Source organism: Pseudobutyrivibrio xylanivorans DSM 14809, assembly GCF_900141825.1.
Classification (GTDB): Bacteria; Bacillota; Clostridia; order Lachnospirales; family Lachnospiraceae; genus Pseudobutyrivibrio; species Pseudobutyrivibrio xylanivorans.
The window spans coordinates 261,384-285,619 of record NZ_FQYQ01000001.1 but is presented as its reverse complement, the minus strand read 5'-3'; the positions used below and the strand labels follow the sequence as shown (position 1 = coordinate 285,619).

Annotated in this window: 26 protein-coding genes; 1 reads left to right on the top strand and 25 read right to left on the bottom strand. The window is 40.2% G+C overall.

Translation table 11 applies throughout. The annotated features are described in order from the left end of the window. Positions 1 to 18 precede the first annotated feature (18 nt). Positions 19 to 912 (bottom strand): transporter substrate-binding domain-containing protein, encoded by an 894-nt coding sequence (locus BUA88_RS01290; RefSeq protein WP_072911318.1) that lies wholly within the window; start codon positions 910 to 912, stop codon positions 19 to 21. A gap of 25 nt (positions 913 to 937) precedes the next feature. After that, positions 938 to 1,555, bottom strand: coding sequence for a GDSL-type esterase/lipase family protein (locus BUA88_RS01285; protein ID WP_072911315.1), 618 nt, complete (start codon positions 1,553 to 1,555; stop codon positions 938 to 940). A gap of 240 nt (positions 1,556 to 1,795) precedes the next feature. Here BUA88_RS01285 and BUA88_RS01280 point away from each other — a divergent pair, with 240 nt between their 5' ends. Continuing rightward, on the top strand, positions 1,796 to 2,197 hold the full coding sequence (locus BUA88_RS01280; RefSeq protein ID WP_072911312.1) for an RrF2 family transcriptional regulator: 402 nt from the start codon (positions 1,796 to 1,798) through the stop codon (positions 2,195 to 2,197). A gap of 60 nt (positions 2,198 to 2,257) precedes the next feature. Here the strand turns inward: BUA88_RS01280 and BUA88_RS01275 are convergent, their stop codons facing one another. From BUA88_RS01275 to BUA88_RS01165, 23 genes are all read right to left on the bottom strand, one after another. After that, a complete protein-coding gene (locus BUA88_RS01275) occupies positions 2,258 to 3,694 on the bottom strand; it encodes a glycoside hydrolase family 1 protein (RefSeq protein ID WP_072911309.1) in 1,437 nt (478 codons plus the stop codon). 75 nt (positions 3,695 to 3,769) lie between these two features. Beyond that, a complete protein-coding gene (locus BUA88_RS01270; RefSeq protein ID WP_072911306.1) occupies positions 3,770 to 5,698 on the bottom strand; it encodes a beta-glucoside-specific PTS transporter subunit IIABC in 1,929 nt (642 codons plus the stop codon). A 177-nt stretch (positions 5,699 to 5,875) separates the two neighbouring features. Then, positions 5,876 to 6,709: a BglG family transcription antiterminator LicT gene (gene licT, locus BUA88_RS01265; protein WP_072911303.1), complete on the bottom strand. Its 834-nt coding sequence runs from the start codon at positions 6,707 to 6,709 to the stop codon at positions 5,876 to 5,878. Between the two features lie 327 nt (positions 6,710 to 7,036). Next, positions 7,037 to 7,339 (bottom strand): hypothetical protein, encoded by a 303-nt coding sequence (locus BUA88_RS01260; protein WP_072911300.1) that lies wholly within the window; start codon positions 7,337 to 7,339, stop codon positions 7,037 to 7,039. A gap of 9 nt (positions 7,340 to 7,348) precedes the next feature. Further along, positions 7,349 to 7,732 carry a hypothetical protein gene (locus tag BUA88_RS01255; protein WP_072911298.1) on the bottom strand — a complete coding sequence of 128 codons (384 nt, stop codon included), beginning with the start codon at positions 7,730 to 7,732 and terminating at the stop codon, positions 7,349 to 7,351. Positions 7,733 to 8,026: 294 nt separating this feature from the next. Then, positions 8,027 to 8,650 carry a precorrin-2 dehydrogenase/sirohydrochlorin ferrochelatase family protein gene (locus tag BUA88_RS01250; protein ID WP_072911295.1) on the bottom strand — a complete coding sequence of 208 codons (624 nt, stop codon included), beginning with the start codon at positions 8,648 to 8,650 and terminating at the stop codon, positions 8,027 to 8,029. 1 nt (position 8,651) lies between these two features. Continuing rightward, positions 8,652 to 10,157: a uroporphyrinogen-III C-methyltransferase gene (gene cobA / locus BUA88_RS01245; RefSeq protein WP_072911292.1), complete on the bottom strand. Its 1,506-nt coding sequence runs from the start codon at positions 10,155 to 10,157 to the stop codon at positions 8,652 to 8,654. Positions 10,158 to 10,161: 4 nt separating this feature from the next. Then, on the bottom strand, positions 10,162 to 11,067 hold the full coding sequence (gene hemC / locus BUA88_RS01240) for a hydroxymethylbilane synthase (RefSeq protein WP_072911289.1): 906 nt from the start codon (positions 11,065 to 11,067) through the stop codon (positions 10,162 to 10,164). A gap of 17 nt (positions 11,068 to 11,084) precedes the next feature. Beyond that, positions 11,085 to 11,513, bottom strand: coding sequence for a M67 family metallopeptidase (locus BUA88_RS01235; protein WP_072911286.1), 429 nt, complete (start codon positions 11,511 to 11,513; stop codon positions 11,085 to 11,087). Then, positions 11,510 to 12,340, bottom strand: a complete 831-nt coding sequence (gene thiF / locus BUA88_RS01230; protein WP_072911283.1) for a thiazole biosynthesis adenylyltransferase ThiF — start codon at positions 12,338 to 12,340, stop codon at positions 11,510 to 11,512. Before thiF ends, BUA88_RS01235 begins: the two co-directional genes overlap by 4 nt. After that, positions 12,340 to 12,546, bottom strand: coding sequence for a sulfur carrier protein ThiS (thiS, locus tag BUA88_RS01225; RefSeq protein ID WP_072911280.1), 207 nt, complete (start codon positions 12,544 to 12,546; stop codon positions 12,340 to 12,342). The genes thiF and thiS overlap by 1 nt, the downstream gene beginning before the upstream one ends. 20 nt (positions 12,547 to 12,566) lie before the next feature. Then, entirely contained in the window at positions 12,567 to 12,884 is a 318-nt protein-coding gene (locus tag BUA88_RS01220; protein WP_072911278.1) for a thioredoxin family protein, read from the bottom strand. Next, positions 12,884 to 13,132: a sulfurtransferase TusA family protein gene (locus BUA88_RS01215; RefSeq protein WP_028246459.1), complete on the bottom strand. Its 249-nt coding sequence runs from the start codon at positions 13,130 to 13,132 to the stop codon at positions 12,884 to 12,886. The genes BUA88_RS01220 and BUA88_RS01215 overlap by 1 nt, the downstream gene beginning before the upstream one ends. A gap of 1 nt (position 13,133) precedes the next feature. Then, on the bottom strand, positions 13,134 to 14,006 hold the full coding sequence (locus BUA88_RS01210; RefSeq protein ID WP_028246458.1) for a 4Fe-4S binding protein: 873 nt from the start codon (positions 14,004 to 14,006) through the stop codon (positions 13,134 to 13,136). A 2-nt stretch (positions 14,007 to 14,008) separates the two neighbouring features. Then, entirely contained in the window at positions 14,009 to 15,235 is a 1,227-nt protein-coding gene (locus BUA88_RS01205) for an O-acetylhomoserine aminocarboxypropyltransferase/cysteine synthase family protein (RefSeq protein WP_072911275.1), read from the bottom strand. A gap of 151 nt (positions 15,236 to 15,386) precedes the next feature. Beyond that, positions 15,387 to 16,328, bottom strand: a complete 942-nt coding sequence (locus BUA88_RS01200) for a LysR family transcriptional regulator (protein ID WP_072911272.1) — start codon at positions 16,326 to 16,328, stop codon at positions 15,387 to 15,389. A gap of 18 nt (positions 16,329 to 16,346) precedes the next feature. Continuing rightward, a complete protein-coding gene (locus BUA88_RS01195; RefSeq protein ID WP_072911269.1) occupies positions 16,347 to 17,117 on the bottom strand; it encodes a tRNA threonylcarbamoyladenosine dehydratase in 771 nt (256 codons plus the stop codon). Positions 17,118 to 17,204: 87 nt separating this feature from the next. Further along, the gene (gene hemL / locus BUA88_RS01190; RefSeq protein ID WP_072911266.1) at positions 17,205 to 18,458 is read right to left on the bottom strand and encodes a glutamate-1-semialdehyde 2,1-aminomutase; all 1,254 of its coding nucleotides are present in this window, start codon (positions 18,456 to 18,458) and stop codon (positions 17,205 to 17,207) included. A gap of 2 nt (positions 18,459 to 18,460) precedes the next feature. Next, positions 18,461 to 19,432 carry a porphobilinogen synthase gene (gene hemB, locus BUA88_RS01185; RefSeq protein ID WP_028246453.1) on the bottom strand — a complete coding sequence of 324 codons (972 nt, stop codon included), beginning with the start codon at positions 19,430 to 19,432 and terminating at the stop codon, positions 18,461 to 18,463. A 23-nt stretch (positions 19,433 to 19,455) separates the two neighbouring features. Beyond that, a complete protein-coding gene (hemA, locus tag BUA88_RS01180) occupies positions 19,456 to 20,595 on the bottom strand; it encodes a glutamyl-tRNA reductase (RefSeq protein ID WP_072911263.1) in 1,140 nt (379 codons plus the stop codon). 57 nt (positions 20,596 to 20,652) lie between these two features. Next, entirely contained in the window at positions 20,653 to 21,615 is a 963-nt protein-coding gene (gene epsC, locus BUA88_RS01175) for a serine O-acetyltransferase EpsC (protein ID WP_072911260.1), read from the bottom strand. Between the two features lie 19 nt (positions 21,616 to 21,634). Continuing rightward, entirely contained in the window at positions 21,635 to 23,263 is a 1,629-nt protein-coding gene (locus BUA88_RS01170; protein ID WP_072911257.1) for a cysteine desulfurase, read from the bottom strand. Continuing rightward, the gene (locus BUA88_RS01165; protein ID WP_072911255.1) at positions 23,250 to 24,206 is read right to left on the bottom strand and encodes a family 2A encapsulin nanocompartment shell protein; all 957 of its coding nucleotides are present in this window, start codon (positions 24,204 to 24,206) and stop codon (positions 23,250 to 23,252) included. The genes BUA88_RS01170 and BUA88_RS01165 overlap by 14 nt, the downstream gene beginning before the upstream one ends. Between the last annotated feature and the right edge of the window lie 30 nt (positions 24,207 to 24,236).

The following is a 24,236-nucleotide window of genomic DNA, read 5'->3' as shown; positions in this document are numbered from 1 at the left end:
TATCGTATATACGATTTGTTACTTGCCACCCTCGAGAACTAATGTATCCTCGTACTCTGCTCCATATGTATCAAGAAGTGTTGCCTCATAATCTGCATGGAAGAAATTCTCTGCACCGATTGTCTCGATTTCATCGTTGAGCCACTTGAGAAGTGTCTCATTTCCCTTTGTTACAGCTGGAGCGATTGTATCCTGATCACCAAGAGATGGAATACCTACTGTATAACCTTCATTCTCTAATGAGAAAGCAATAACCTCTGTGTTATCATTTGCCCATGCTACGCCATTGCCATTTTCGAATGCTGTCTTAGCCTCTGCATAAGCATCATACTTCTGAAGCTTTATGTCTGGATAATTCTTTGTAAGATATGTCTCTGCTGTTGTACCAGAAATGACGATAATCTCATCATCTGCACCAATGTCATCAAGACTTTCTACTACTGCTGACTCAGGTGAAACAACACCGAGAGCTACATTCATGTATGGAAGAGCAAAATCAACCTCCTGTGCGCGCTCCTCTGTAACTGTGAAGTTTGCAAGGATTATATCAACCTTTCCTGTCTGTAAGTATTCGATTCTGTTAGCTGCCTCTGTAGATACGTAATTGATATCAACGCCAAGGTCCTTTCCAATACGCTCTGCAAAATAAACATCATAACCTGCATACTCACCATTCTCATCTACATATCCGAATGGGCTCTTGTCTGAGAATACACCGATGTTGATTGTTCCGCTTTCCTTGATTTCATCAAGTGTTCTATATCCTGCATTTGAAGAAGCCTCTACTGTCTTCTCTTCTGTCCCAGCCACCTCACTTGTCGCTGCACTAGAACCGCATCCTGTTAGTGAAGCTGCTAAAAGGCCTGTTGCTAATGTTGCTGCTGTTAATTTCTTTACTAAATTGTTCTTCATAATCTATGTCCTCTTTTCTATTTATTTACGCTATCAATTTCTCATAAATCGCTCCCGCTAAAAGCTTATGACCCCTCAAATCCATATGCTCCTGATCCGTTTCTGAAGGCTCCGCCACATCAGATGCTGCCAAAAACTTACAGTCAAATTCCTCTGCAAGTCTTCGAAAGACAGCCTTGAGCTCTTTAGAAGTAACAATTGACCGCTCGTTGAACTCTGGGTCGTACTGCTCTTTCCATACCTGCTCTCCTAAATAAATAGGAGAAAGAAGTAAAATCTCAGCATCAGGATTGTTCGCTCTGATTTGTTTAAGGAGAATTTCAGTGCCCCTTCCGATTAATGTAGCTGATGCATTATATACAGTTTTGCAATCGTTTGTGCCAAGCATCAACACCACTGTATCTACGGGACCATGGCTTTCAAGTAAAACAGGAAGTAGCTTCGATCCATTTCTGCCAAGTCTGGTGCTGTCTTCGAATACTGTTGTTCTTCCAACAAGTCCTTCCTCTATTACTTCATAATTCTGATGTCCAAGAAGTTCTGAAAGTATACCTGGCCATCTTTCTGTCTTCTCAAATCTGCCACTGCCGTCTGGCTTCAACCCATATGTATTTGAATCACCAAAACAAAGTATACTTTTCATATTGTCCTCCTCTCTCGTATGTATGTCGCTTTCGCTTTACATGTATGCATATTAAACCTATTTACCTACTGAGTCAATGGGTATTATAATTGTAGAAATTGATAATCCGCTATCAAATGAATTTATAGCTACGCACTTTTTTAATCTTGATTCGCCTATTTACCTAGGTTATAATAGTGTAAATAACAGATAAGCTTGTAGCTAGGATTGAAAGTGTAACAAGCGGACTTGGAGGTTAGAATGTTTAGCACTAAAGGAAGATACGCTCTACGTGTTATGATAGATTTGGCTCAGCAGAATCAGGAAGAATACATTCCCTTAAAAGATATTGCAGAGCGTCAGGATATTTCAAAAAAGTATTTAGAGATTATTGTTAAGGAATTAGTTCACGGTGGCTTTGTAAAGGGAGTCAGTGGAAAAGGTGGGGGCTACCAGCTTACTCGTCCTGCCAACGAATACTCCGTTGGGGAGATTATCGAGCTTATGGAAGGAAGCCTCTCTCCTGTTGCATGTCTCTCTGATGAAAATTACAATTGTCCAAGGGAAGGTATTTGCAAAACACTTCCTATGTGGACTGAATTTTACATGCTGGAAAAAGACTTTTTCTATGGCAAAAAGCTTAGCGATTTAGTAATTGCCTAAATTATATTTAGTACAAAAACAACGGGTCAGCACTTTTAAGTGCCGACCCGCTTTAGTTTATTATAAATCTTCTCCGTTAGTAGCGATAACCTGCTTGTACCAATCGAAAGACTTCTTCTTTCTTCTGGCAAGTGTACCTGTTCCATCATCATATTTTTCAACATAAATGAAACCATAACGCTTTGCCATCTCACCTGTTGACGCACTAACAAGATCAATACATCCCCATGGAGTGTATCCCATAAGGTCAACACCATCATTTACAGCAAGCTTCATCTCAGAAATGTGCTTTCTAAGGTAATCGATTCTATAGTCGTCATTAATAGAACCATCTGCTTCAATTTCGTCTCTAGCGCCAAGTCCATTCTCAACAACCATAAGTGGAATCTGATATCTGTCATAAATCTCGTTAAGAGAATATCTAAGTCCCATTGGATCGATTTGCCATCCCCAATCAGAAGCCTCAAGGTATGGATTCTTACCTCCTGCGATAAGATTTCCAGCACCATTATTTGTATCCTTGTTAGCACTGATAACGTTTGACATGTAGTAGCTAAATGTATAGAAATCTACAGTACCATTCTTTAAGATTTCCTCATCACCTGGTTCCATCTTGATTGTAATACCATACTTATCCCAAATGCTCTGAGCATAAACTGGATAAGCACCACGTACCATAACATCTGAACAGTACCAGTTAACCTCTCTCATGTGTTCCTGATTTTCAATCAAATCAGCTGGATTGCAGGTTGCAGGATATGATGTTACAAAGCAAATCATATTTCCCATCTTGTACTCAGGATAGTTGTCATGAGCATATTTTACTGCAAGAGCTGATGCAATAAACTGATGATGAAGAGCCTGATATCTTTCCTGTGGCTTATCAGGAACCTCAGTAACAGGACCAGAATAACCCTTTACAGTACCTGTTGAAAGTACAGCGCCAAATGGCATTGTGCCGGCGTTAATTTCGTTGAAAGTTAGCCAATACTTTACCTTTCCTTCATATCTGGCAAAGATTGCCTTGCAATAGTTCATGAAGTACTCGATAAGCTCTCTGCCCTCCCATCCGTTATACTTCTCAACAAGCGCGTAAGGAAGCTCATAATGAGAAATTGTAACGAGAGGCTCAATACCGTGCTTCTTGCAGCAATCGAATACCTTGTCATAGAAAGCAAGACCTGCCTCATTTGGCTCAGATTCCATTCCTGTAGGGAAGATTCTTGTCCAGTTAATAGATGTTCTGAACACCTTGAAGCCCATCTCTGCAAAGAGAGCGATATCCTCTTCATAGTGATGATAGAAATCAATTGCCTCGTGAGATGGATAAAGTGTACCCTCCTCAATAGTTGTTGTCAGTCTCTTAGGAGTTGTGTGACTACCATTTGTACACATATCTGAAACTGATGGCCCCTTACCATCTACATTCCATGCTCCCTCTAACTGATTTGCAGCTACTGCGCCACCCCATAAAAAATCTTTTCTAAATGTTCTCATCATAAGTGCCTTTCTTGATTTATTTTTGCAATACCCTGCCAGTAATTTATGAAAATTACCAGCAGGAACATGTGATTAAAGTAATGTGATTAACTCGTTACCGTTCTCTACTGATGCAGCATCTGTAGGAATGATATCTGAATACTTACCAGAGTTTGTGATTACGATAGGTGTCTCTGTAGAGTAACCTGCTTCCTTGATAAGATCGATATCGAACTCAAGAAGAAGATCGCCTCTCTTAACCTTGTCGCCCTGCTTAGCTACAGGAGTAAATCCTTTACCCTCAAGCTGAACTGTGTCCATACCTACGTGGATAATTACTTCTGCACCCTTATCAGTTGTAATACCGATAGCGTGACCTGTTGCGAAAAATGCTGTGATTGTTCCATCTGCTGGAGCGTATACCTTTCCTTCTACAGGAACGATTGCAATACCCTTGCCCATTGCCTCTGAAGAGAAAGCTGCGTCAGAAACTTCTGTTAATGGCTTAACCTCACCCTTTACTGGAGCTACAAGAACTTCACCGTTAACTGATGCTGAAGAGCTAACCTCTTTCTTTGCTGCTGGAGCCTCATCCTTGTATGTAACCATTGTAAGGATAAATGCTACTGCTGCAGCTACAAGGATTGAAATGATAACCCAAATCATGCTGTAAAGGCTGTTTGTGTTTGGATCGATATAGCATGGAAGTCCGAATAATCCAAGACCACCCATTGTGTAAGACTTAACGCCTGCAACTGCTGTAATGATACCACCTGCTGCACCACCGATACAAGAGATAACGAATGGTGTCTTCTTTGGAAGTGTAATACCATAGATACATGGCTCAGTTACACCAAATAAACCTGAGATAAATGCTGGGATAGCAATATCCTTAAGCTTTTTATCCTTTGTCTTAAGAATCATACCAAGTACTACTGCTGACTGTGCGAAAGATACACAGAAGTATGGAGAAAGGATAAAGTCATATCCAAGTGTTCCATAGTTGATCATTGCAAGTGGTACAAGACCCCAGTGTAAACCGAAGATAACAAGTACCTGCCATAAAGCACCGATAAGTGCACCAGCGATAATTCCACCAACAACTGGGATGTTATATAATCCACCGAATACAAGTGTAAGACAGTTACAAATTACTGTTGCGATAGGTCCAATTACTAAGTATGTAAGTGGCATCATGATACCAAGTACACAAAGAGGAACGATGAATGTCTTGATTACATCTGGAATTCTCTTCTTGAAGAACTTCTCAAGCTTAGCTGCGATGTAAACTGCTAAAACAACTGGTACTACTGACTGTGTGTAACCAGAAGCTGGCATGATTACTGGAATTCCGAAGAAGTCTGTCATGTAATCCATGCTGAATGATGTGCCAGCGAATACTGTTCCAAGAACCTCAGCGCTCTTAAGAGCAACCATGTTTGGATATGTAAGACCAACACCAAGTGCCATACCGATGAACTCGCTGCACTTAAACTTCTTAGCTGCTGTATAACCTAAGATGATTGGTAAGAAATAGAAGAAACCATCACCTACTGCGTTCCAAATTTCATAAGCACCTGATGTTGTTACATCAATGCCGAATGAGCTGCTAGCCACGAATGACCAAACTGCAAGTAAACCTTTGATGATACCAGCTGCACATAATACTGAAAGAAGTGGCTGGAATACACCAGAAATAATATCGATAAGAGCAGCACCAGGGCTCATCTTCTCAGCTGGGCCGTCATCTGCAACAGGAGCTGCTCCTGAGATTCCTGCGTGCTCACATACAACGTCGTAAACGTCTGGTACGTGATTTCCAATTACTACCTGATACTGTCCACCAGACTGGATAACTGTTACGATACCGTCTGTGTTCTTAAGAATGTCTGTGTTTGCCTTGCTCTCGTCCTTTAACTTAAAGCGAAGACGTGTGATACAATGTGTAATACTTTTAATGTTACTTTTTCCGCCCACATTCTGAATAATGATGCGAGCCAAGCCATCATACTTGCTTGCCATTTTCTTTTCTCCTTCATAAATCCCTAAATTTAATTAAATATATCTCTACAGGTCCTGCGCACTGACCTGAAAAGTACCAATAAAAAAACCTGCACATAGTTAGGTTATCTAAACATAGATATACCTTTAAACTAATGTACAGGTTTAGCCGACTCTAACGCCGTAACTATCCTCAGACTAAGCTTTTGCTCTTTCTGTAATTCTTGAGATGTGGACTGTGAGATATAGCATCTCTTCGTCCGTAATCTTTTGTGGATATCTGGATTCCATATAGCTTTGAATACGCTGAGCGCATTTATAGGCATCAGGAAATCTTCTTTTTATACTTTCATATAACTCTTCATCCTGTGGCTCGTAGTAAGCACTACGTTCTGCCCTCTGTAAAAAGTATTTCAGGTGAGTGATGAATCTCTCATATGAGAAGCTGCCTTCATCAAGCTCTGAGTTATATGTGAATTTGACAATGCTTACTATATCATCAATGATTTCTGGAGCCTCCATGGTGTGATGCATATTACCATCTAACTCCGCATTTACGATGTGCAGTGCAAAAAATCCTGCCTCATCCTCTGGAAGCTCAACTCCCAATTTGTCCTTGATAATATCAAGGGCATGCAAGCCCATGTTATACTCTGTCTTGTAGTAGTTCTTAATCTCCCAAAGGAGTTTATTTTTAAGAACTGTTCCTGTCTTGCTTCGCTCAATGGCAAAGCCAAGGTGATCTGTAAGAGTGATGTAAATATTATTGCAAAGTCTCTTACCAAGGTTATTAGATGCGTAGGTGATAATTTCATCAGCTACCTGAATCTGCTCATAAGGCATTTCAGCTACAAGCTTCATAAACTGCTCGCTGGACTTTTCCATGACGAAAGTTTTTTCTATCTTGCTCTCGTCCAGCTCGTCCCCGCTCTTCTTTTGAAAGCAGAGGCCACAGCCTGTATAAACTATCTCGTTTCCCTTGTCATCCACTGCCAAGGCTGCATTATTATTTAAAATCTTTTTAATCTTCATTTCTTGTAGTTCTTTCTACTAATTTTAAAATAAAAAAATGACCGAATCAGCCCCACGACACATTACCTAAGAAAGATAATATCATAACCATAAATGATTACAAAATAAATTGGGCGATTCAGTCTTGCCTGCCTTGCAGTAACAATCCGAACTTGTTTTGCTTACAAGAGATACTTTACAGTTAATTCCTGTTTTTGTAAATACCTCATATACAATTTCGACGTTTTCGTTAATTTAAGTTTGGCTATTTTGTATATGTTTCACAAAAACTTCACATTTTAAACACAAATTAAAAGCTCAGAGCTAAATACCCTGAGCCAATTTATGCTATGAAATAGACTTTCTAACTACACCCTTTGGATCCTTGATAAGCAAATACACTACCCAAATGATAAGTGCAAATGCAATAACAGAAAATCCGAGGAAGCTATCATTAATCATATCCTCTACTGCAGGTGCAAAATAATCTGCACCAAGCTCTATATATTCAGCGATAGCATCAACAAACCACATAAGTGATGCACCCCAGAACATAAACAGCAAAACATGAAGCTGCATATCATTATTCTTTCTGTTGTACCAAAAAACTGTTGTTATGATTGCTGCAAATATTGTCAATAGTAATGTCATACCTACCTCCTAGTTTGAAGCCTTTGCTCCTGAGACTGGACGCTTAACAATAATGTCAGCTGCAACACAAATTCCAATCCAAACTGCAGTAACAAGAACTGCCATTCCAACTCCTACTGTACCCATCTCATGAAGCATCTCTGCTTTATCTGCTGGATTTTCCATAGCTGTAAGGAATGGGAAGAAAGGCTTTACCTCTCCATGCCATACATGCTCGTATGCTAAAAGAACTGAACCACCCCAGAGAAGGTTTGTAAGCCACTTTAACTTACGCGAAAATGGAATACCATTCTTTGGTGTAGATGTTCCTTCCTTAATCTCTTTCTTATCAATTACTTTCTTAACTATAGTTGTAACTACAGCCTCGCCAGCTGGCACTGTAAAACAAGCCATATCTGCACCTCCTAATATTTAAAACTCCAATTAGAAGTATAGCAATAAGGCCAGTGTATTTGGAAGTATAATATGACCTTTGGACATTCATAAAAAGAGTTTTGCCATTCCGTTCTAGAATAGCACAGCTCTTTTCTTATCAAAATTTGGGGAATAATTGATAAACACTATCCTAGGAGCAGTATTGGCTGTATATTAATTGAGTTGCACTGCCTTTGAGGCAGTGACGGTGGGATTTTATTTCATTTGCACTGCTCTAGAAGCCATTTTTATAAAAAGAGTTTGACCTTTCAGTCAAACTCTTTCCTTTATAATTACTTTTATCTCTTCTTCTGTAGGTAAATTATCATTATCCAAAGAATATTTAAGGATGCTTTGAAAAACTTCTTTTCTTTCAGCTTCATTAGGAAGTTCGTCTATTACCTGTGCTCTCCACTGCCCCATAAGCTCATTTATTTTTCCAAGCTTAGGCGTAAGGACCTCCTTCTCTTTATCTCGAAGATACTGGGTGAGTACTGGGCTCTTTCCACTACTGGAGAAAGCTCCTACGAGGTCCCCCTCTTTCACATATGATGAAAAAATAAAGGAGCATTTTTCCTGATCATCTACCACGTTTACTGGGATGTTTGCTTCGTTGCATTTTTCAGATACAAAACTGTTAAAATCATTGTCATCTGTAGCGACTACAACAAGCTTTCTCCCCTTTAAATCAGAGTCTTCAAACTGACGCTCTTCTATTTGTAAATTATTATTCTTACCAGCGATTTCACTAATCTTTGAAGATACTTCCTTGGAAATAACAGTGACTCTGGCATCAAAATCCAAAAGGACTTTCACCTTTCTGTATGCCACCTGTCCGCCGCCGATGATTAGGCAGTCGCTGTCTGTTAAGTCTATAAACATTGGAAAATATGCCATATTAGTACCTCAATATATTTATTATTCCATCATAAGAAGCATCCACAGCCTCCGTCACCTCATTCACGCCCTGACCTTTTAAAACAGCTGTACAGCTTGGTCCGATAGAAAATACCTTGTCAGGAAAAGTTATCCCTGCCACTGCCTTTGCGTTGCTTCCACTTGTAAAGATAGCTCCATCGCATTTACGAATTTCTTCCTTAAGCTCATCAGAAATTGTAAGCTCATTTTGTACATTCTCATAGCAGACTATTTTATTCAAGGCATAGTCACTTCCAAGAGTCTTTTCAAATTCTGGTGATTGCACTTTTCCACAAAGCCAGTGTATTGCTTCGCCTGCATTAACATTTTTCTTAAGTAATTCTGCAAGTTCTGCACCTGTCTGCTTTTCAGGAATTAAATCAGCTACAATGCCAAACTCTCGTAATATAGCTGCTGTCTTTTCTCCTACAACAGCAAATCTAAAGTTTGATACCGCCCTAATATCTCTTCCCTGCTTTTCAAAAAGATTCCAGAAGAAAGAGCGGACTCCATTACCACTGGTAAATACGATATAGTCTCCCGTGGTGGCTAATTCCAAAAATCCTAAATCACACTCAACTGGCTTAATCTTACCTGTGACAACTGTAACAACCTCAGCTCCATCCTTTTCAAGTCGCTCTTCCAGCTCGTTGTATAAAATCTCTGTAATCCCTGTCTCCAGCTTGTAATTAAAGCTGACAATCTTTGGAAGGAAAAATCTCTTTCCAAAGAGTGGTCTCTTCTCAAAGAAATCGAGCTGGTCAGCTAGCTCAACTACATTTCCCACAACGATGATTGACGGAGATTCAAGCCCCGCTTTCCTTGCAAGAGACTCTATATTTGAAAGTGTTCCTACCACCTTGCGCTGATGATTTGTGGTTCCATTTGAAACAACAGCAGCCTTTGTATCGGCTGCTCTTCCAGCACTGATTAATCCTTTTGCAATCTCACCTACATGAGCAAGTCCCATAAGAAAAACCAGTGTTACCTCCTCATCCATAAGCTGAGTGAAATCTATGTTGGTAGGCTCGTCCTTTCTGCTGTGGGCAGTGATAACCTGAAAGCCCTTTGCAAGTCCCCTGTGTGTGATGGGAATTCCTGCATCAGCAAGTACTGCTATGGATGAGCTGACACCAGGAACAATCTCCACCAAGACGCCTCTCTCCTTTAGATAAAGAGCTTCCTCGCCACCTCTGCCAAAAACATATGGGTCACCACCTTTGAGTCGGACTACAAAATCATATTCCTTTGACTTTTCAAACAACAGCTCGTTGATTTTATCCTGTGGCAAAGTATGATGATGATTGGCTTTACCCACAAAAATCATTTCACACTTTGAGCTGGCAAGCTCTAGCATCTTTTTATTGCAAAGTCTGTCATATATGATGCAATCTGCTTTTCTTAAATATTCTTTTCCTTTTAAAGTGAGCAGATCCAAATCACCTGGACCTGCTCCGATTAAAGCTACTTTTCTGTTTGTACTCATTACATTATTCACCTAGCTGTGCCTTTATTTCAGCAACAGCTTTATCTATCAATTCCTGGCTGGCTTCTTTGCCACTTACCACTGTAGTAGCAAGCTTGCTTCCCGATTCATCACCAAATAAAGCTCTTAAGGTATAACCTTCTTCGTTCTTTGAAGCATATGCTCCAACTGGCAAATGACAATCTCCACCAATAGCTTTTAAAAAGCCTCTCTCCAAAAATGTAATCTCTTTTGTCTCTTCATCTGCCAACGTATTTACGATATTTAAAAGCTCAGTATTTTCCTCTGCTATCTCAATAGCAAGTGTACCCTGTGCAGGTGCAGGAAGCATATCCTCCACATCTAAATACTGAGAAATGTTTCCTTCCAATCCGAGTCTTCTCACGCCGGCTGCAGCAAGGATAATTCCATCAAGTCTCTCCTTACAGGGATTTTCCTCATAAAGCTTTCTGATTCGCGAATCGATATTTCCTCTTATAGGGATAATATTTATATCAGGTCTTAGCTTTAAAAGCTGGTATGACCGTCTCTTACTTCCTGTGGCAATATTTGCCCCAAGTGGAAGCTCCTCCAAAGATGAAGCCGTTCTTAGAATCAATACATCTCTGGCATCCTCTCTTGTCCAGGAATCAGCAAATACCAGTCCCTCCTTTGGAGTGTCAGGCATATCCTTCATGGAATGAACCGCCATCTGTATCTTTCCTTCTAGTAAGGCATTCTCGATTTCGTCTACAAAAAGTCCCTTGGAACCAATTGCATCCAAGGGCCTTGATAAATCCACGTCGCCTTTAGTAGTAATAACCTCTATTTCATATTCATTTTCTGGGAACGCTGCCTTAAGTCTATCCAAAACGTAATTAGTCTGAGCTAAAGCCAGCTTAGAACCTCTTGTTCCAACTCGTATCTTCATGAAATCTCCTGTGGCAATTAATAATAATATTCATCTGAAATGATTCTCAAATCTTCTTTTGTCACTTCACCTTTTTCCACGTGAAAGCTGTTAAAAACTGCTTCCTTCGCCATTAATGATAATATCATATAGCTGGCCTTTGAATCAAAAGCCAATTTGATGTCTTCAACAGATGGTCTTGATGGCGACTCAGGATGAGAATGCCAGTTTCCTAGTGGCTTTAGCCCTAATGAACGCATATCCTTTATTGCCGACATCTGTTCTTTGGGATCTAGTGTAAAATGATCAGTTGCGTGATCAATATTTTCCAAATAATAAATCTTTTTGATGAATCTTTCTCCATCCTCTTCGGTGCCTGCTATAAGTCCACAGGCCTCCTCTGGAAGATGTTCTCTGGCATAGGCTGCCAGCTCATCGTATAATTTGTAGTCAATTCTTATTATCATCTTGCTGCCTCAAAGCGTCCTGCAGTTTCCTCACATACAACCTGCTCGTAATCAATAAGCTCTGTAATAGTTGGATTTGCTCCACAAACTGGACACTTGCATGTATCACCTGGAAGCTTAATCTTTCTGAAATCCTGATTTACTGCATCATATGTAAGAAGCTTTCCTGTGAGAAGCTCACCAACTCCTACAATGTACTTAATAGCCTCCATTGCCTGAAGTGAACCGATAACACCACCCATTGCACCGATTACACCAGCCTGCTTACATGTAGGCACAGCATCCTTTGGTGGTGGATTTTTGAATACGCATCTGTAGCATGGTCCTTCCCCAGGAACATAAGTCATAAGCTGTCCCTTGAAGCGAATGATACCAGCGTGAGAAAATGGTTTCTTCTCCATTACGCATGCATCATTGATAAGGAACTTAGCTGGGAAATTATCTGTTCCATCAATTACAAAATCGTATTCACGAATTATCTCTCTTATATTTGTAGAATCCACAAACTTGTGGTAAGTCTTTACCTCCACATCTGGATTCATTGCATTCATTGTCTCTTTAGCAGACTTAACCTTAGGTTTTCCAATGTCCGCTGTAGCATGAATTATTTGACGCTGAAGATTTGATAAATCAACCTCATCCGCATCTACGATACCAATTGTACCAACGCCTGCTGCTGCCAAATACATAGCTGCTGGAGCACCAAGTCCGCCAGCACCAATGATAAGGACCTTTGCATTAAGAAGCTTCTTCTGTCCCTTAGCTCCTACCTCCTTAAGGATGATGTGGCGACTATAACGTTCAATCTGCTGATCTGTCATAGCCATTATTGTCCACCTCCCATGAAGTAAAGGAACTCTACTGAATCACCTTCATTTAAAACTGTTGTCTCTTTATTCTCTGTAAGAATAAACTCATCATTAATTGATACTGTTACATACTCTGGTGTCTCTACATTCTCTGCTTCAATAAGCTCAGGAAGTGTAAGTCCATCCTTGTATTCCTTTTTCTCTCCTGCTACTGTAATTGTCATTTTTCCATTCTCCTTTACTACTAAATTAGACCATCAATCCAGTCAGTTAACTCGTCATAATCCTTGGCACCAATCTGTCGATCAACAGCTTCGCCATTCTTAAAAAAAATCAATGTAGGATTACTTAAAATCTCATATTCCTGAACAAGCTTTGTGTCATAGCCTGTATTTACCTTGAATACACTTACCTTGCCCTCGTAATCTTCCTCCACATCGCAAAGTGTAGGAGCAAGCTTTTTGCAGGCAATGCATGAATCAGCGTAAAAATCTACTAGCACTGGAACGGGACTATCTAAAACCTTTGCCTGAAAATCATCCGCGTAAATTCTCTCTGCCATTATTCCTCTACCTTTCTCACATAAAGTGTATATGTGCCATCGCCATTGTCATCAAGCTTAAGTACCTGATGGCCATCCTCTTTAAATGAACGAGGTACGTTCTGTACTGGCTCACCATCATTAAGGCGAATTGCCAAAACCTCACCATCATCAAGCTCTTCGATTGCAACTTTTGCAGTTACAAAAGTCAAAGGGCAAACCTTATCAGTGATATCAATCTTCTCATCAAATTCAATTACATCTGCCATTTTAGTTACCTCCTTCGTATGCTTTATTTACAACTTCTCTTAATCCCTCATCTCCAAGTCTCTGAAGTGTTGCGCGGAAGCGTTCACTTGGATTTGCGTTAGCCTCGAAGTATTCGATAGCTGCATCTGTTACTCTAAAAAGTGTCTCCTTATCACGGATGATTGGGACAAGCTCCTCGGCTTTGTAAATCTTATTTCCAAAGGTTCCACCGAAGGATACGATATATCCTGGAGTGCCTTCCCATGCATCAGTAGGACAGCTCTTTACACATCGTGCACAGTTGTTACACTTTGTTCTGTCGATTTCTACCTTGCCATCTGTCATTGTAAGAGCTTTTTCTCTACAAGCCTTTACGCAGACACCGCATGAAATACATGCATCCTCTTTATACTCAACTGTCATACCGCCCTTAATTCCGACATCGTTTTCCTCCGCCTTAAGGCAGTTGTTCTGACATCCAGTTACACCAAACTTAAACTTGTGTGGAAGCTCTCTACCGAAATATCTTGCGTCAAGTTCCTTTGCAAGAGTGTATGTATCAATACATCCACTAGGACAAATCTCTGAACCCTGACAAGCTGTGATAGTACGTACTCTAGGTCCGCATACACCGGTACCAACTCCGCCTTCCTTAAGTTCATCCTTTACCTTCTGAAGATCATTTACATGGATAAATGGAATCTCAATTCCCTGACGAGATGTCATATGAACATATCCATGACCATATTTCTCTGCTACCTCAGCAACAGTCTTGATTGCCTTTGCATCAAGGTTGCCTCCGATAACCTGTAATCTGAGGGACCCATATCCCTTTTGTACCTGCTTCATGAAGCCGCCAGCCTTCAGAGCTTTGTAATCAATTGCTTCTGCCATCATTATTCTCCTTTTAATGCATTTCTAAAATCTTCTATCAAATCATCAACGTCTTCGATTCCTACGGATATACGAATTAAATCATCGTACACACCTGCATCTTCCAGCTCCTGTGGAGTACTGTGAAGAGAAATCGTTGAAGCTGGATGAACTACCAGTGTTTTTGTATCTCCTATATTTGAAAGGATATATGGAATCGTCAACTTATTCATTATCTGGAAGGCTCTTTCTTTAGAACCCACTCTAATAGTAAGAATCGCTCCATATCCATTCTTCAATTGTCCTTCTGCTATATCATGCCATTTGCTAGACTTTAGTCCCGGGTAATTTACTGTGATGTCTGGATATGTTTCCTCAAGCCATGTTGCAAGAGCTAAGGCATTGCTGCATTGTCTATCCATTCTAAGACCAAGTGTCTCCAGTCCAATCACATTCAGATATGCGTTGAATGGTGACAGGCATGTACCCATATTTCTGAATAAACCGCTACGCATCTTTGCTATATAAGCCATAGGGCCAAACTTTACATAGTCTCCAAGTATTGGATATTTTTCCCTTGTCCATTTGAAATGTCCGCTGTCTGTTAATACACCGCTGATTGAATTGCTGCTTCCATTTATATATTTTGAAGAAGAATTCACTACTATGTCGGCACCAAGCTCAATTGCTTTTATTAAATAAGGAGTAGCTGTTGTATTATCAACAATAAGTGGAACTCCATGTGAGTGAGCGATTTCTGCAAGTTTTTTGATGTCTGTTACGTCCAAACAGGGATTGCCGATGGTCTCTGCAAATACCACCTTGGTACGTTCATTGAAAGCAGCTTCTATTTGCTCTAGGTCATTGTTTCGCACATAATTTGTTTTTATTCCAAATGCTTCTATGTCACGGAACAAATCAATTGTTCCGCCATAAAGACTGGCACTTGAGATTATTTCATCTCCAGCCTGTAAAATGTTCAGCAAAGCATTTGATAAAGCTGCCATTCCTGAAGAACAGGCAACTGATCCTATTCCTCCTTCAAGCTTTGTAATCCTATTTTCAAAGACCGTAATTGTGGGATTTGCTACTCGCGTGTAACAATACCCCATCTTTTTATTTCCAAAGATTCCTGCCAAATCCTCTGCAGTTTCCTGATCAAAGGCACTACTTTGATATATAGGAGGAAGTGTTGCTCCATTTATCTCTCTTATTACACCTTCATGGAGTAATCTAGTATTAAATCTCATCCAAGCGTTCTCCCTTTTATTACTCTAACAACCAATTACCTACTAGGTTGATAGGATATTATCAAATAAAAAGAACCAGGTCAATAAACCTGGTTCAACATTAATCTTATATCTGGTTATTAATGAAATTTATAGCAACGTATTTACGATATTAATCCTCATAAATTACAGACTTATCAATCTGTTCTAAAGCCTTATCTACCTCTTCAAGATACTGAACACCAATCTTACTCATGACAGCATTTTTCTTTGTGATATAGCCGATTTCCATCACGCTGTTTGGGTTTTCCTCGTCGCCCTTAAATGGAACAACAATATAACCATCACCATTGTAATCACCGTAGATGATACCTGAGCATAACGTATATCCGTTAAGAGCCTTTACGAGATTAAGCATGGTAGAACGGTCTGTAACACGAAGTGTCTTAGGATAGAAATTCTCGCTAAGGATTTCCTCTGCAAGGAACTCACTGTTGTCTCCCTGCTCGAAGAACATACATGGGTAATCTTCCAAATCCTCCATGGTAATATATTCTTGATTTGCAAGAGGATGATCCTTCCACAGGTAAACAAAAGCCTTACATTTTATAAGGGGATGGAACTCCAGGGCATGCTCAGTGAATAGTCTATTCATAGCCTTGCGGTTGAGCTCGTTGATATAAAGGACTCCTATCTCACTCTTAAGTGTGCTGACATCCTTAATGATGTCCATGGTGGTAGTCTCGCGAAGAGCGAAATCGAACTCGTTCATATCATATTGCTTTGCCATATCAACAAAAGCACGTACGGCAAAGGTGTAATGCTGTGTGGAAACACCGAACTTTCTCTTGTAATTTCCTTCTCCGCTGTACTTCTGCATAACGATATCGTATTGACGATAAAAGCCCCTGATATCCTCAAGAAACTCTGCTCCCTCAGGAGTGACAATTACGCCCTTGTTTGTTCGCATGAAAATGGTAATTCCCACTTCATTCTCAAGCTCCTGAATAGCTGATGTAAGTGTAGGCTGTACAATGTACAGCTTTTCAGCAGCCTTGTTCATAGAGCCACATTCCTGAATTGTTAGTGCGTATAAAACCTGTTGAAGTGTCATATTATTCCCCCTAGCCTATTATAAACCTCTACCGAATCCGTTAGATAAATCCTTTATGACTTCACTTGCAAGTACCAGACCTGCCACAGCAGGTGTAAATGCAATAGAACCTGGAATGTCCCTGCGCTCTGTACATTTATGCTCTGCACCTGGTGGACAGATACAATTTGTCCTACAGCTGATAGCCATATCCTCTATTGGACGTGTAGGCTTCTCGTCTGAGAATACAACCTTGAGATTCTTAACACCGCGCTTTTTCATCTCACGACGCATAACCTTTGCCAGAGGACACATGGTAGTCTTGTAAATATCAGCCACCCTGAAACGGCTAGGATCAAGCTTATTACCTGCGCCCATGCAACTGATAATAGGAACATCATCCTGCTTACATCTCATAATAATCTCAATCTTTGCTGTGACAGTATCAACAGCATCTACAACATAATCATATGATTTAAAATCAAAATCATCAGCATTCTCAGGAAGGAAGAAACACTTGTGAACAGTGATATCAGCCTTTGGGTTGATATCAAGCATACGCTCCTTCATAACGTCTACCTTGTGCTTTCCAACTGTAGAACGGGTAGCTATAATCTGACGATTGAGGTTTGTGAGACAAACCTTATCATCATCAATCAAATCAAAGTGACCTACGCCTGTACGAACCAAGGCCTCACACACATATCCGCCAACTCCACCTATACCAAAGATGGCAACTCTCTTATTCTGTAACTGCTCCATGGCATCCTTACCAAGAAGCAATTCTGTTCTCGAAAACTGGTTTAACATAAATACCTCTTTACATTTCAAATAAGCAGATGTGAATATCCCATCTGCTTATTCTCCTACCAAATCACTAGGTGTATTGTATTTGGTTTATAATACTTTGTCAATCGCTGATAATGTTTTTTCCAAATCCTCCTTGGTATGAGCATCAGAAATAAACATCGCCTCAAATTGACTAGGTGCCACATAAATTCCCTCAGCCACCATGCCTCTAAAATACTGGGCGAATTTTTCTGTGTCACATTTAAGTACATCAGCGTAGCTTTCCACTGTACCCTCTGTAAAGAATGGAGAAAGCAGTGAACCTACTCGATTAACGGTAATTCCTTTATTCTTGTAAGCTTCCTCAAGCTTTGCAGCATATTTATCTATTCTATTATAAATGTCTTTATCTGCCTTTAAAGCCTTTAGACTTTCGATGCCTGCTGTAACAGCAATAGGATTTCCAGAAAGTGTTCCTGCCTGATATACAGCACCAAGTGGTGCCACTACATCCATAATATCCTTTTTTCCCACATAGGCTGCAAGTGGCATTCCTCCACCTACAATTTTTCCAAAGGTAATCATATCCGGCTGGATTCCAAAATACTCTGATGCACCACCAAAGGCTAATCTAAAGCCTGTAATAACCTCATCAAAAATAAGAAGTGCTTCATTATCCTTTGTAATCTTTCGAAGAAACTCTAAAAAGCCTTCCTTTGGTGGAACAACACCCATATTTGCACTGACAGGCTCCACAATAACTGCTGCAATCTCGCCCTTATTGGCCTTAAACAAAGCCTCCACAGAATCCTCATCATTGTAATTAGCCAATAGCGTAGTCTGAGTATATCCCTTTGGCACCCCTGCAGAATCAGGTGTGGACTCAGTGAGAAGACCTGAGCCTGCTGTAACAAGGAGTCCATCACTATGTCCGTGATAGTTTCCTCTGAATTTTATAATCTTGTCCTTACCTGTGTAGCCTCTTGCAACTCTGATGGCACTCATAACAGCCTCTGTTCCAGAATTTACAAGACGAACCTTATCCATAAAGGGAACAGCCTCTAATATAAGCTTTGCAAGTAGTGTTTCCTTCTGAGTAGGCGCTCCGTAAGAAAGTCCATTATCGCAGGCTGCTTTTACAGCGTCGATAACAGGCTGATATGCATGACCTAAAATCATAGGTCCCCATGAACATACATAATCTACATATTCATTTCCATCCACATCAAATATGTGACTACCCTTTGCATGGTCTATAAAAAGTGGATCCTGTCCCACTGCTCTAAAAGCTCTTACAGGAGAATTTACTCCACCAGGAATATGCTGCTTTGCATCCTCAAAAAAATCATGTGACACACTCATTATTAAACGTCCTCTTCCTCTAAAAATCTGGCTACATCAAGTGCATGATAGGTGATGATTCTGTCTGCACCAGCTCGCTTCATAGCAATCATATTTTCAAGAACAATTCTCTTTTCATCTATCCAGCCATTGGCAGCTGCGGCCTTTACCATAGAATATTCGCCGCTGACATTATATGTGATGAAAGGCACATCAAAGCACTCTCTTGCTTCCTTCATAATATCAAGATAAGCAAGAGCCGGCTTTACGATAATCATATCTGCACCTTCCTCTAAATCATCCTCTATTTCTCTCATGGCTTCTCTGCCATTTGCAGGGTCCATCTGATAAGATTTTCTATCTCCAAAATGAGGTGCAGAGCCTGCTGCATCTCTAAATGGTCCATAGTAGCCTGATGCAAATTTTGCACTGTAGCTAAGGATTGGAGTGTCGATAAAGCCAGCCTCATCCAAAGCCTCTCTCAGGGCTGCAACTCTTCCATCCATCATATCCGATGGTGCCACGATATCTGCTCCGGCCTTTGCCATAGATACTGCCATCTTTGCCAGAAGTGGAAGTGTCTCATCATTTAAAATATGACCTTCGCAGACAAGTCCACAGTGACCGTGGCTTGTATATTCGCAAAGACAAACATCCGCAATTACGATAAGACCAGGATAGTTTTCCTTAATGTGTCTTACACACTGCTGTGTAATTCCATTGTCGTCATAAGCGCCGCTTCCCTTTTCATCCTTATGCTCTGGAATTCCAAAAAGAAGGATGGCAGGAATCTTTGCTGCCACAACTTTATCCAATTCTTCATCTATTCTATCAAGGGAATACTGATAGATATTGGGCATTGAAGGAACTTCATTTTTAATATTGCTTCCTTCAATTACAAATAATGGATAAATCAAATCCTTTACTGATACTTCATTTTCCCTGACAAAGCTTCTCATCTGGGGTGTCTGTCTTAATCTTCTAAATCTTCTCATAATCCTTCTCTCTAATCTATTTATTAAGCTCCTGTCATCTGTGTTACCACATTTACGAAGCTTGAAAATTCTTCTGCCGTGGCAATTTCCTTGTATTTAAAAAGGAAATGCTGAAAATCTCCACTTGGAGAGTTCTTTATAGCTTTTAGCTTTTCCCTGTTATCGTGGAAGATCAGATCTTTAAGCAAATCATTAATCTCTTCCTCAATAATAAGCTCTCCGCTTTCTTTTTCCTGAAGCTTTATGGAATTATTTTCCTTTGCTATAGCTTCAAAATCATCTATTGTAATAAGCTGGCTCTTACCAAGCTTTAATATGTCTTCGTCAATATCCTTTGGAACAGCCAAATCTATAAACAGTCTGTCCCTTTCTTCCATGTGAATATCCACAAGTTTCCCGTATGTAATGGTATAATGTGGACTCTTTGTAGCTGATACTACCACATCCATATCATTAATGTATTTATATCTATCCTCATAAGGTATCGTATTTACGTTTTTAGAATCTATCTGATGAATATGCTTAGTTACATAAATCTCACAATCCCCGTAGGACAAAAGGTTTTTAAATACCTTGTTACCTGTGTCTCCTGTGGCACCGATAATCATAACCTTTTTAAGCTTATGACTATAGTTGTGAATCTTAGTGGCGGCAAGTGATGCTACAGATACAGAGGACTTTGAAAGCTTAGTCTCCGTCTTTATTCTTTTGGCACAGGCAATAGCGCTTTGAAATATACTATTTAGCTCAAATCCAGTAAATCCTTCTTCCATAGAATAGAGATAGGCATTCTTAATCTGTCTAAGAATCTCGTCTTCTCCCAAAACCATAGATTCAAATCCTGCTGTAACATGAAACAGATGACTAACAGCACCATTTCCATCAAAAAACAACACATTTTCTTTTAGCTCTTCCACCTCTACACCTGCAAGCTCTGCCCAGACCTGTAGAACCAGGGATGCTTTTCCAACGCCGTAAACCTCACACCTATTGCAGGTATTAACGTAAACTATTTCTTTTATTCCTGCATCACTCAGTCTACGAAAAAAAAGCTTTGTTTTGTCTTCATCAAAAGCAAAACTCTGTCTAAATTCAGTAGATGCTGTTTTATGATTTACTGAAACTACAAACATAACACTTATCGCCCTTTCATTGCCCATCATTATATATTATCTCTATAACAGAGCCAACTATAAATTGACTTATAGTTGGCTCCTTAATTAAATGATGTAATACCACTCCTCTGATTGATGCAACTCTTCTGTCGCTATCGTATTTTCGGATGTCCGATACTCCATCTCCAAATTTTTCATGCTCACAATAGTATTAGGATTGATTGAGCTGGTAATAAATGTGTTACCACCTATTACAGCATTCTCTCCTATTATAGTATTACCTCCTAATATGGAAGCTCCTGCATATATAGTGACATTGTCACAAATGGTAGGATGTCTCTTCTTTCCAGAAAGCTTTTGACCACCTCTGGTAGAAAGAGCTCCTATGGTAACTCCCTGATAGATCTTTACATTTTTTCCTATAATCGCCGTCTCACCAATAACAATACCTGTTCCGTGATCTATAAAGAAATTTTTATCAATAGTGGCGCCAGGATGAATATCAATACCAGTTTTTGAATGAGCAAGCTCTGTCATCATACGTGGCAATACTGGCACCTGCTCAACATAAAGCTCGTGGGCAATTCTATAAACTGTACTAGCTATCAGACCAGGATAAGCAAGAATAATTTCCTCAAAACAACCTGCAGCAGGGTCGCCGTCGTAAGCAGCCAGCAAATCGCTTTCTATGTATTCGCGAATCTTTGGTATTCTACCAAAAAAGGCTTTACAGATTCTGTAGCTTTCCTTTCTTCTGTCATCTTCTGTCATAGTGCCTCGTTTTTTACAGAAATCCAGTGCCAGAAAGACCTGCTTGTTCATATGATAAAAAGTATCCTCGATAATGACAGCATAGCTATTGCTAGGATTGTATATTTTGAATGACTTATCTCTGAAATAGCCAGGATAAACTATTTTGAAAAGGTTTTTCACCAATTCCTGCACTTCCCTTTTATCCGGCTTATTAAAGATATCAACAGCATCAATATTTTTTCGACCGTCAAAATCCGCAAGGATATCTTTTACAATCACATCTATTTCCTGTTGTTCTTTAACTAGTGTGCTCACTATGTCCCCTTTCTACATTTTAAGCAAATGTTTTTAATACTCTTACAAGAGTATCAATATCATCTGGTGAATTATAAAGTGCTAATGTAGGACGAACTGAACTCTCATATCCAAAATGTCTAAGCACTGGCTGTGCGCAGTGATGCCCTGTTCTTACTGCAATACCATAGCTGTTAAGTCTGTTTCCTACCTCTTCGTCTGAGTAGCCATCTAATTTAAATGAAAGAACTGATGCTTTGTTAAGGGCTGTTCCAATAAAGTGAAGTCCCTTTACATTTTTCATTTCCTTCATAGCATACTGAAGAAGCTCGTGCTCCCATCTGTAGACACATGGCATTCCTATCTCAGAAAGATATGTGAGTGCTGCCCCAAGTCCTACTGCATCGGCAATACTTCCTGTTCCAGCCTCAAACTTGTTTGGTGCTGGATTGTAGATGGTGCGCTCAAAAGTAACATCCTTAATCATATTGCCACCGCCGTGATATGGTCTGGCAGCATCTAAAAGTTCTTTCTTTCCGTATACAACACCAATTCCTGTAGGTGCAAATACCTTGTGTCCTGAGAACACGAAGAAATCTGCATCAAGAGCTGTGACGCTGACTGGAATATGTGCTATAGACTGAGCTCCATCTATAAGGATTCTTACACCGTGTCTGTGAGCAATGGCAATAAGCTCTGCCACTGGTGTAACTGTACCAAGTACATTTGATACATGAGCTACTGAGACAAACTTGGTCTTCTTTGTAAACAGCTTCTCATATTCATCTAGCTTCAGCTGGCCTGATTCATCAACAGGAATGACCTTAAGTACAGCACCTGTCTCTTGAGCAATGAGCTGCCATGGAACAATATTTGCATGGTGCTCTAAGATGGAAACGATAATCTCATCACCTGGCTCTAGTGTTGGCTTTACATATGCGTTCGCCACAAGATTAATAGCCTCTGTGGTTCCTCTGACAAAAACGATTTCATCAGATGAACCGGCACCGATAAAGTCTCTTACAATATCTCTGGCATTCTCATATGCATCTGTGGAGCGAGCTGCAAGTGTGTGTGCTCCTCTGTGCACATTTGAATTTTCATGCTGATAATAATATGAGATTCTGTCGATTACCTGTTTTGGTCTTTGTGTTGTAGCACCATTGTCAAGCCATACCAGCTGATGACCGTTTATCTGCTCTGAAAGAATAGGGAAATCACTTCTTATCTGTGCAAGATTTTTAGAACCAATTCTGATTGACTCATCTCTTGATGAATAAGAAATATATTCCTCACTTTTCTTCTCCACCTGATCACCGCCAAGTGATGTAGGCACATCAATTGCTCTTTCAGCTTCATCAGCCTGTGACTGGGATAAAACTACAGGTGCAAAAGGTGCAGCTGTGTCCTGTCCTCCTCCAAAAGACTGATAAGGTAGTAAAATCTCTGGCTGATATACAGATGAAAATCCTGGTGAAGAAACTCCGGAAGTCTCTGGAGCAGATACAGCTGGAACCTCTGATGCGGCTGGGACCTGCACACCTATTGAAGATGTAGCTGGTGCCTCAGGCTCTGCTATGCTGCCTGTCAAATCAGGGAACAATTGATTAGCAAGTGCTGTCAGTTCCGCTGCACTTGGAACCCCTGCAAGATTCTCAATCGTAGTCATAATACTCACCTACCTCTACATCTTCCAATACCGCAATAGCGTCATCTGCAAGAATTGCTGCTGAGCAGTATAAAGACAAGAGATATGATGCTACACCCTTATCATCGATTCCTCTAAAACGAACAGATAAGCCTCTTGAGTGTTCATTCTTAAGACCAGCCTGGAATAATCCAACTACACCACGCTTTGCCTCACCTGTACGAATTAGTAAGATGTTAGTCTTACCGCTCTGTGACTTAGGATTCTTAAGACCATCAACCAAAAGCTTGTCGGTTGGGATAATTGGAATACCTCTCCATGCTAAGAATGTTCCTCCAGCAAGATTTACAGTTACAGGTGGAACACCTCTCTTTGTACACTCTCTTTCGAAAGCTGCAATTGCACGTGGATGTGCAAGGAAGAATGAAGGCTCCTTCCATACCTTTGTGATGAGCTCATCAAGGTCATCTGGTGTTGGAGCACCATTTCTTGTCTGGATTCTCTGAGAATCTGGAACGTTCTTAAGAAGACCGTAATCATCATTGTTGATTAACTGGCTTTCCTGACGCTCTCTTAAAGACTCGATTGCAAGTGAAAGCTGCTCCTGTACCTGATCGTAAGGTGCACTGTAAACATCCTCGATTACTGTGTTTACATTGATGATTGTTGAGATAGAGTTTAATCTGTACTCTCTTGGTGAAGTCTCATACTCAACATATCCATCAGGAATGATGTCTGACTTCTTAGTCTGACTGCAGAGAACATCAAGTGGTGTCTCACCTTCCACTACCTTGTTTACTCTGTAAATACCTGTCTCCAATCCTTTGAACTCCAAAAACTTTGTGAGCCACTTTGGTGTAATAGCACCAAACTGAGGCTTTGTTTTTGTGACGTTAGCAAGATTGTAGGCCGCCTGGGCACCAAGAGCATTGATGCCTTCAGTTTTTTCTACTTCTTTTGCCATTTTTCTCTTATCCTCCTTAAAAAAATAATT

Excerpts from the sequence above, each read along its gene's own strand:
- BUA88_RS01290 (WP_072911318.1), bottom strand. The coding sequence starts at position 912 with ATGAAGAACAATTTAGTAAAGAAATTAACAGCAGCAACATTAGCAACA.
- BUA88_RS01285 (WP_072911315.1), bottom strand. The coding sequence starts at position 1,555 with ATGAAAAGTATACTTTGTTTTGGTGATTCAAATACATATGGGTTGAAG.
- BUA88_RS01280 (WP_072911312.1), top strand. The coding sequence starts at position 1,796 with ATGTTTAGCACTAAAGGAAGATACGCTCTACGTGTTATGATAGATTTG.
- BUA88_RS01275 (WP_072911309.1), bottom strand. The coding sequence starts at position 3,694 with ATGAGAACATTTAGAAAAGATTTTTTATGGGGTGGCGCAGTAGCTGCA.
- BUA88_RS01270 (WP_072911306.1), bottom strand. The coding sequence starts at position 5,698 with ATGGCAAGCAAGTATGATGGCTTGGCTCGCATCATTATTCAGAATGTG.
- licT (WP_072911303.1), bottom strand. The coding sequence starts at position 6,709 with ATGAAGATTAAAAAGATTTTAAATAATAATGCAGCCTTGGCAGTGGAT.
- BUA88_RS01260 (WP_072911300.1), bottom strand. The coding sequence starts at position 7,339 with ATGACATTACTATTGACAATATTTGCAGCAATCATAACAACAGTTTTT.
- BUA88_RS01255 (WP_072911298.1), bottom strand. The coding sequence starts at position 7,732 with ATGGCTTGTTTTACAGTGCCAGCTGGCGAGGCTGTAGTTACAACTATA.
- BUA88_RS01250 (WP_072911295.1), bottom strand. The coding sequence starts at position 8,650 with ATGGCATATTTTCCAATGTTTATAGACTTAACAGACAGCGACTGCCTA.
- cobA (WP_072911292.1), bottom strand. The coding sequence starts at position 10,157 with ATGAGTACAAACAGAAAAGTAGCTTTAATCGGAGCAGGTCCAGGTGAT.
- hemC (WP_072911289.1), bottom strand. The coding sequence starts at position 11,067 with ATGAAGATACGAGTTGGAACAAGAGGTTCTAAGCTGGCTTTAGCTCAG.
- BUA88_RS01235 (WP_072911286.1), bottom strand. The coding sequence starts at position 11,513 with ATGATAATAAGAATTGACTACAAATTATACGATGAGCTGGCAGCCTAT.
- thiF (WP_072911283.1), bottom strand. The coding sequence starts at position 12,340 with ATGGCTATGACAGATCAGCAGATTGAACGTTATAGTCGCCACATCATC.
- thiS (WP_072911280.1), bottom strand. The coding sequence starts at position 12,546 with ATGACAATTACAGTAGCAGGAGAGAAAAAGGAATACAAGGATGGACTT.
- BUA88_RS01220 (WP_072911278.1), bottom strand. The coding sequence starts at position 12,884 with ATGGCAGAGAGAATTTACGCGGATGATTTTCAGGCAAAGGTTTTAGAT.
- BUA88_RS01215 (WP_028246459.1), bottom strand. The coding sequence starts at position 13,132 with ATGGCAGATGTAATTGAATTTGATGAGAAGATTGATATCACTGATAAG.
- BUA88_RS01210 (WP_028246458.1), bottom strand. The coding sequence starts at position 14,006 with ATGGCAGAAGCAATTGATTACAAAGCTCTGAAGGCTGGCGGCTTCATG.
- BUA88_RS01205 (WP_072911275.1), bottom strand. The coding sequence starts at position 15,235 with ATGAGATTTAATACTAGATTACTCCATGAAGGTGTAATAAGAGAGATA.
- BUA88_RS01200 (WP_072911272.1), bottom strand. The coding sequence starts at position 16,328 with ATGACACTTCAACAGGTTTTATACGCACTAACAATTCAGGAATGTGGC.
- BUA88_RS01195 (WP_072911269.1), bottom strand. The coding sequence starts at position 17,117 with ATGTTAAACCAGTTTTCGAGAACAGAATTGCTTCTTGGTAAGGATGCC.
- hemL (WP_072911266.1), bottom strand. The coding sequence starts at position 18,458 with ATGAGTGTGTCACATGATTTTTTTGAGGATGCAAAGCAGCATATTCCT.
- hemB (WP_028246453.1), bottom strand. The coding sequence starts at position 19,432 with ATGAGAAGATTTAGAAGATTAAGACAGACACCCCAGATGAGAAGCTTT.
- hemA (WP_072911263.1), bottom strand. The coding sequence starts at position 20,595 with ATGATGGGCAATGAAAGGGCGATAAGTGTTATGTTTGTAGTTTCAGTA.
- BUA88_RS01170 (WP_072911257.1), bottom strand. The coding sequence starts at position 23,263 with ATGACTACGATTGAGAATCTTGCAGGGGTTCCAAGTGCAGCGGAACTG.
- BUA88_RS01165 (WP_072911255.1), bottom strand. The coding sequence starts at position 24,206 with ATGGCAAAAGAAGTAGAAAAAACTGAAGGCATCAATGCTCTTGGTGCC.